7 protein-coding genes are annotated in these 6560 nt (G+C 61.8%); 2 read left to right on the top strand and 5 right to left on the bottom strand.

The features are described 5' to 3' along the window. Positions 1–273 precede the first annotated feature (273 nt). From ACWRN3_RS20185 to ACWRN3_RS20165, 5 genes are all read right to left on the bottom strand, one after another. Positions 274–2121: a hypothetical protein gene (locus ACWRN3_RS20185; protein WP_166843129.1), complete on the bottom strand. Its 1848-nt coding sequence runs from the start codon at positions 2119–2121 to the stop codon at positions 274–276. A 152-nt stretch (positions 2122–2273) separates the two neighbouring features. Continuing rightward, complete coding sequence (locus ACWRN3_RS20180; protein WP_166843101.1) at positions 2274–2510, bottom strand: hypothetical protein; 237 nt, start codon at positions 2508–2510, stop codon at positions 2274–2276. A gap of 246 nt (positions 2511–2756) precedes the next feature. Beyond that, positions 2757–3065, bottom strand: coding sequence for a hypothetical protein (locus tag ACWRN3_RS20175; RefSeq protein ID WP_098937225.1), 309 nt, complete (start codon positions 3063–3065; stop codon positions 2757–2759). Between the two features lie 15 nt (positions 3066–3080). Continuing rightward, entirely contained in the window at positions 3081–3845 is a 765-nt protein-coding gene (locus tag ACWRN3_RS20170) for a hypothetical protein (RefSeq protein ID WP_166843102.1), read from the bottom strand. Beyond that, positions 3842–4579 carry a hypothetical protein gene (locus ACWRN3_RS20165; protein ID WP_166843103.1) on the bottom strand — a complete coding sequence of 246 codons (738 nt, stop codon included), beginning with the start codon at positions 4577–4579 and terminating at the stop codon, positions 3842–3844. The genes ACWRN3_RS20170 and ACWRN3_RS20165 overlap by 4 nt, the downstream gene beginning before the upstream one ends. Positions 4580–4970: 391 nt before the next feature. Here ACWRN3_RS20165 and ACWRN3_RS20160 point away from each other — a divergent pair, with 391 nt between their 5' ends. After that, on the top strand, positions 4971–5864 hold the full coding sequence (locus ACWRN3_RS20160) for a M23 family metallopeptidase (RefSeq protein ID WP_324645363.1): 894 nt from the start codon (positions 4971–4973) through the stop codon (positions 5862–5864). Continuing rightward, positions 5864–6394, top strand: coding sequence for a hypothetical protein (locus ACWRN3_RS20155; RefSeq protein ID WP_166843105.1), 531 nt, complete (start codon positions 5864–5866; stop codon positions 6392–6394). The genes ACWRN3_RS20160 and ACWRN3_RS20155 overlap by 1 nt, the downstream gene beginning before the upstream one ends. Positions 6395–6560: the final 166 nt, after the last annotated feature.

The raw sequence follows: 6560 nt of genomic DNA, 5'->3' as shown, positions 1-6560 counted from the left end.
GGACACGCAGTGAAGCTTATATACCTTTTATACCTAATGGATTTATTACACCCAGGCACGGTCAGGCCACCCGCCACAGCGTCACTTCGTCAGGGGGCAGCCAGTATTCGTCCCGCTCCTGGTCCCAAGCTTCGCCGTGATCCCGGGTATGGCGGGTGAAGTCTCCAAGGCCCCTCGGTCATGACCCGACAATCGGGCGGTTGGAGCTTCGTGGACACGCAGTGAAGCTTATATACCTTTTATACCTAATGGATTTATTACACCCAGGCACGGTCAGGCCACCCGCCACAGCGTCACTTCGTCAGGGGGCAGCCAGTATTCGTCCCGCTCCTGGTCCCAGGCTTCATGTTCGCCAACCTGACTCGTGAGAAAACGATCCAGATACGCGTGCCAGGAGGCCCGCTGCAGCCGATTACGACGTATGTGCGCCTGGTAATCCTCCAAGACGCCCAGTCGCGCGGCCAGATTGGCGAGATCGATGGCAACGGTCTTCCATTGGCCGTTGTCCCGGCGGATCATGCCGAGAGCTTCCATCTCGGTAAGGGCTGCCGTCACGGCGTTGCGGCTAATGCTGGTGGAGCGCACGACGTCAGCGGTGGTGGGGGAGTGGCGGGCTCGTTCGATGGACTCGTATACGAGAGCTGCGACGTCTCCTAGGGCACGGAACACGGGCCGCACAGCGTGGATGCGGCCCTTGCGCCACATCAGTTCCCTGGCCAGTTGTTCATAGTGTTGAGGCAGCTGGATGAGATAGACGTCGGCTGCCTTGTGACGCGCGTCCGCCACTTTGGTGAGAATGCCATCTGAGGCCTGGGCCAGAATCGGCAGCAGCCGCGCAATGGTGACGTGGTGTTTGCCCAGGGCGACCGCGAGAGTGCGGCACCCAACGTCGAGAAGGTCGGTTTCTTTCGCGCGCATGTACCCCAGCAGTCCACGGATCAGCAGGCGGAGGCTGAGGCCTTCCCGGCCTCTAGCTGCCAGCCGGTGATCCAGTACAGCGAACAGGATGTTTTCCAGATCGTTGACCAGTTGGTGGATTGATGCAGAGCTAGCGTTGAGTGCCCCCCCTGTGGGTTTAGTGGGGCTTGTGTTGTTAATAAGGGCATTGTTTTTCCCTGTTTTACGGGGACTGCGTTTTTGGGCTTCGCGGGCATTGGTGAAGGCCTGGGCCTTGGCCCATTCAGTGGGCAGCAGCCGTGCCTGTTTGGCCGGCGTGCCGTACAGGGCAGCTAGGCCCGGGAACTGCCCGGTGAGTTCGTTCTGTACGTCTTCCAGGGCCCACCCACACGCGGAGAAGTGATTGAGTACGCCCATGCGTGCTTCTGAGGGGCTGGCGTACTTGGCTGTGTCGTAGAGACCGGTACGTGCGATTCGCCGCAGCGGAGATTCGCTGTGACCAGCGATGGGCAGCTGCGCAGCAGTAGACCTGGCTGTTGGCGCTGCTTTGGCCTGCCGTTCTTTGAGGACGCGGAGGCGGGCCAGCTCCGGCGCCAACGCAGTTCGAAGGGCTGCTAGTGCGCGCGGGGAGTTGCGGACGCGGAGGGTGGCGTAGGCCTGCGACAGGGGAGTGAGGAGAGTCTGGTGGCCGCCGGCCTTGTGCTTGGAGCCAGGGACACGGATGCACCCGTCGGTGATGTTCTGGTGCGGGCTTGGGTCCAGGCTCGTCGCCAGAAGGCCGAGGGCCTCGATGAGGTCTCGGGCTTTGGCCGCGGTAAGCCGTTCCTGCAGTGGGATGTAGATGTGCCTGCCGCCGCTGGGGGAGAAGTCCTCCACGAAGCTGACGTTTGCTTCCTGGAGAAGCTTTCCAAGCCGTGCCGCGTCTGATTCAACGACGCCCTTCACTGCCTTGGAGGTATCTAGGTCGATGCAGAGCGTGGCTACGGAGCCGTCCACGCCGTGGATCATCACTGCTGCCGGTCGTTCGGGCAGTGATGCCGTGATCGTGGGCGGGGTCGCGGGCCGGGGGTACTGGAACCGTGCGCCGATCCACCGACCCAGACGGTAGGACGGCTGACCGGCAATCAGTGGTGCCAGGACCCAGGCGTCTTGTGGCGTGACTTGACGTACGGCGGCGACACTCTCACGGGCATGCGTTGACGCGGAATTGACTTCCGGTACCATGGGGAACAAGACCTTTCCGTAAGGAGGGTGTGAAAACGGGAGCGTCCTCGAATGAGGAAGCTGCTGAATAGTTCAGATCGCTGTAACTGCCAGGAAACGTGGATCTGAACGGATACTTAGTGAAGGCCCGCCTTGTGCGGGCCTTCAGCTATTTAACTGGCCTTCGCAATAGGCAATGCCTCCTGCAGGCTGTCGCGGTCTGCCCATGCGGGCAGGCCGTCTGCTTCGAGTTCGAGGTGAATCAGGATCTGTTCCAAGCCCTGCGAGTCACTGAGGCCCATCCGCCTTGAGACTTCGCGTACGAGGTCTTTGCAGTGGGGCGGGATCGAGTAGTTGGCCTGCACATTGTTCATGCCAGTGCCGCGTTGGCGGCGAAGAACGGTTCCCATATGGCTCACCCTAGCCTTAGCCCTAGGGCTAAGGTTTCCAGACACGCCCGTGGGCTCGGGGATTCTTTCGGGCCCCGGTGCTTTGCTAAACGTGTGGCTGACGTCTCGGGCAGGGACTCGGCGTCCCGTTGTAACTATTGTGCGCGCGCAGCTTTCTTGACCGCCGTGTGACAGATTGCGTGAGCTCATTGCTCCAATATGTCATAAAAACTGGAAAATTTAGATATGGGACGACCCGCTGTTCGATTATCTGTTCCAGGCGCGCCGTACGATGGCATCAACCGCCTTGGGGCTCGCCTCGCTCTCTCCTGCTCCGCCGGAGAATGCGCTGCGAAACAGGTCCCCCGTAGCCTTTAGTGACCTGAAATAGCGCCCCTGGCCGTCAATACGCCATCGGGAAATTCCAAGGTAGCTGGCAGCTGCGCGCCGGTCCATGCCGGCCAGCAGGCAAACTTTCACAGCCTCATAGATGACGCGATAAGCAGCCTCATGCTCCCGCGGGACTTCCGCCAGGACGCTCTGAACGGCTTTCTGCGCTTTTTCTGGAGTGGTCATTCTGCTGCTGCCTTCCTAATCGAGGGAGAGGGCGGAGCCCAGGTCGGCCTCAACCTTGCGCTTTCTGCGGGCGTAAGCGAAGAGTGCAAGGCCTACGACGACCAGGGCGGTGGATGCGTAGGAAACGAGCATGTAGAGGTAAACCACATCTCCGGCCCCAAACCACTCGATGGGGTAGGCACCCGCGCGCAGCAGCGAGAGTGTGAAGCCCGCGGCAATCATTCCGGACGCCGTGCGGCCTGTGCGCAGTGGGTTGTTTCTGGAATCGAGGTAGGCCGGCCGCACAAGAGGAAAGACGACGTAAGCCACATAGAAGAGCACCAGCCAGATGTTGATGCGGACGCTGGGCTGGGTGGCAAAGTCGAGCATCTGGGGCGATGAATAGGGGGCGTCTGTGGCCAGGACGGTCCAGAGAAGGCCGGCCGACACGAGCCCCAGCACTGCAGCCCCAGGCGCTCCGACGGTCCAGCGCCGTGCAAAGGACGAGCCGTAGGCGAGGCTTAGGTGGCCGCCGAGGAACGCAACAGCTACCAGGGCGCAATACTTCGAGATGAGGTCGGTTGCGTTGTGGATCGGCATCATCGAATCCAGCGGGTAATACACCGGCGGCAGCAGGAGCAGGTAACCGATCGTGAGGAAGATTCCCGACAGGGCAATGCTGCTGGCCTTGCCCCGTAGGGCGTGCTGATAGCCGGTGGCCGGTGTGTTGATGCGCTTGAAAGTCAGGCTTCCCAAGAGGATGAGCATCAGCGTCACAGGGACAACGGACAGTGGATTCACCCGAGCAGCTCCGTCATTTTCTCCGCGTATTCCCGGGCCTCTTTGCGCTGTTTGACCCGTCGCTGCAGCAGGTTGATCCTGCCTGAGATCAGCTCCACTAGGGCATCATCGGAAATCTCAAGTAGCTCATCCTCGCGCGCACGGGGTTGCCAACCACCCTCGGCCGGTAACACGAGGCCGATAACGACCAGACCCGATGCGAAAGAGGTCCCCGCTGCTCTGGAGGCTGCTACTGCCAGCGGCGGTGTCAGCTTGTTTTCGGTCAGCTGAGTAAAGATGTAGGTCAGGGCCATGCCCGTTTCTTCGGCCATGCGGTGCCGCAGTTCGCCAGGGTCGATGGCATCGATCCAGGCCCGGTTGGAGCCTTCGTGCGGAAAGTCTATGAGCGGGATATGTTTCCGAAGATCCCGTGGATAGTGCTTCTTGGAGGTGCGGAACTGCAGCTCCGCCATCAGATCGGCGTGATGGACCTGGCTTAGCACTTCTGCTGGTGTGGGCTCGATCGGCCGGGTGTACATGTCCCTGTATGGGTCAAAGGCAGCCAGCGCTTCCAGCACGTTCATTTCGGACGCCCGCGCCACGGCAACGACTGTCGATTCCGCAACGTTTCCGCGCCGCAACTGGTTGCCCAGAGTGCCGCGATGTAGGCCTGTCAGGGCGCTCAGAGCGGCAGGGGAAGTGCTGATGGACTGGGCGTCCAGCCAGCTCTTGAACTCTGAGGCTGAGACGGGCACAAACACTCCTTGGACGGACCGAACATGACAAGACGGGCGCAACAGATTCTGCTAAGATGCTCCCAATAGTTAAGTTTTCAACCACACTTAACTAATGGTCTTATTTTCCATCCTAGCCTTAGGGCTGAGTTTAGCCGGGATGGGTTTTCCGCTCGGGGGAATAGGCCCCGGATTAGCCCAGGGGAGGGGCGGCATGTCTTTGACAGTCGGTCGAGCTGCTAGCACTGTTGCTGTCGCTACCGCCCTTACATTGGGGTTCGTTGTCGTGGTCCTTGACGATGGCGGCTCTCCGGCCCAGGCGGCTTCTGCTTGTGTCGCTCCTGGGACCGCAGCTGAGCCGGCATCCTCAACGATTTCCGGCAGCACAGTGGCCGGGTTCGACGGTGAGCAAATGAAAAACGCGGCCGCCATTATGAAGGCTGCGGCTGATTTGAAGCTGCCGGTGGCTGCCCAGTTGATCGGTGTCCAGGCTGCCATTGGTGAGTCATCGTTACGGGTCATTGATTTCGGGGACGGCGCAGGCCCTGACTCCCGCGGGCTGTTCCAGCAGCGGGCGAACGGTGCGTGGGGTTCCTATGAGGACCGTATGGACCCTCACACCAGCGCGACCAACTTCTTCAAGGCCCTGCAGAAGGTCGAGGGCTGGGAAACCCTCGAACCGACCATCGCTATTCACCGCACGCAGCGGAACGCGGACCCGAACCATTACACCCGCTTCCGGGAGCAGGCCACGCAGATCGTGAAAGCCCTCGGCGGGGAATCCGCAGCGTTGGTGGATCCCTCCGGGGTGTGCCCGGCCGAGGGGAACCAGGTTGTCGGGGACATTGCCGGCAAGTGGGTCAAGCCTCTGCCAGGGGCTGACATGACCAGCGGCTACGGCCCGCGGCCGGCCCCGCCCGGCACTGCCGGGGGAGTGCTGGCGAACTTCCACTACGGCATCGATTTCTCCACCCCGGGACATGCCGGGACGGTCCTGGCGATCACGGATCTGAAGATCGTGAAGATCCGCAACCTCGACGGCCAGTTCGGGACCGGTGTCACCGGGCAAACGCTCGACGGGAAGCTGACCATCGGCATGTACCACATGGAGGCCGGGTCCCTGAAGGTCAAGGAAGGCGACATCGTTGCTGCCGGGACTCCACTTGGGATCGAAGGGGCCACAGGAAACGTCTCAGGCCGGCACACGCACATGGAGTTCTATGCCGGGGCTCTGCCGAACCCGATGATCCCGATCAACGCCACCATCGACCCCACCCCGATCCTTCAAGAGAAAGGCATCCTGTGATGCGTAGAACCGCACTCGCCCCGGCGCTGCTCGCGGCCGCAGCGCTACTGACGGCCTGCGCCGGGACCCCCACCGCAGACAGCACGGCCACCGCGACGGCCGCGCCGACCATCACAGCCGACGCTGACGGGAATTCCACCGGTGACGGTCATGACCACGACGAAGCCACGGAGCACTATGACGGCCCTAACGTCACCTGGGATGCCGGCGCAGAGCAGACAGTCAAGGACACCGCCGGAAAGGCCATGGCCCTGTTCGGCCGTCCCACTGTGGAAGAGAAGACCTGGTTCAGGGATCTCGAACCCATGCTCGCCGCCGAGTACAAGGAGGATGCCCGCTACATCGACCCGGCCCAAGTCCCGTTCTCCACCGTCACCGACGGTCCGGCGATCAGCCGGGAAGCACAGAACCCCATGACCGTGACCGCCACCTTCGACACGGACGCCGGGCCCTGGACGATGATGCTCCACCGCATCGGCCAGGACGATCCCTGGCTTGTGACCTCGATCAGCCCGGTGAGTGCCCCATGAATGCCCCGGCCACCGGCGCGGATGAGTTCGGCACGGCACCGCTGTTCACAGATCCGCTCACCAACCCGGACAGTCCGGGACCGGCACAAGCAATCGCGACGGCTGCCCCGTTGCTGTTCCAGGAACCTGTCCCACAGATTTCCAGAAGTCAGAACCCCGCGAATGA

The sequence above is a fragment of the Pseudarthrobacter sp. rb genome (assembly GCF_056389225.1).
Note: the sequence above shows the minus strand (reverse complement) of the source record. Positions and strands in the feature narration are given on the sequence as shown.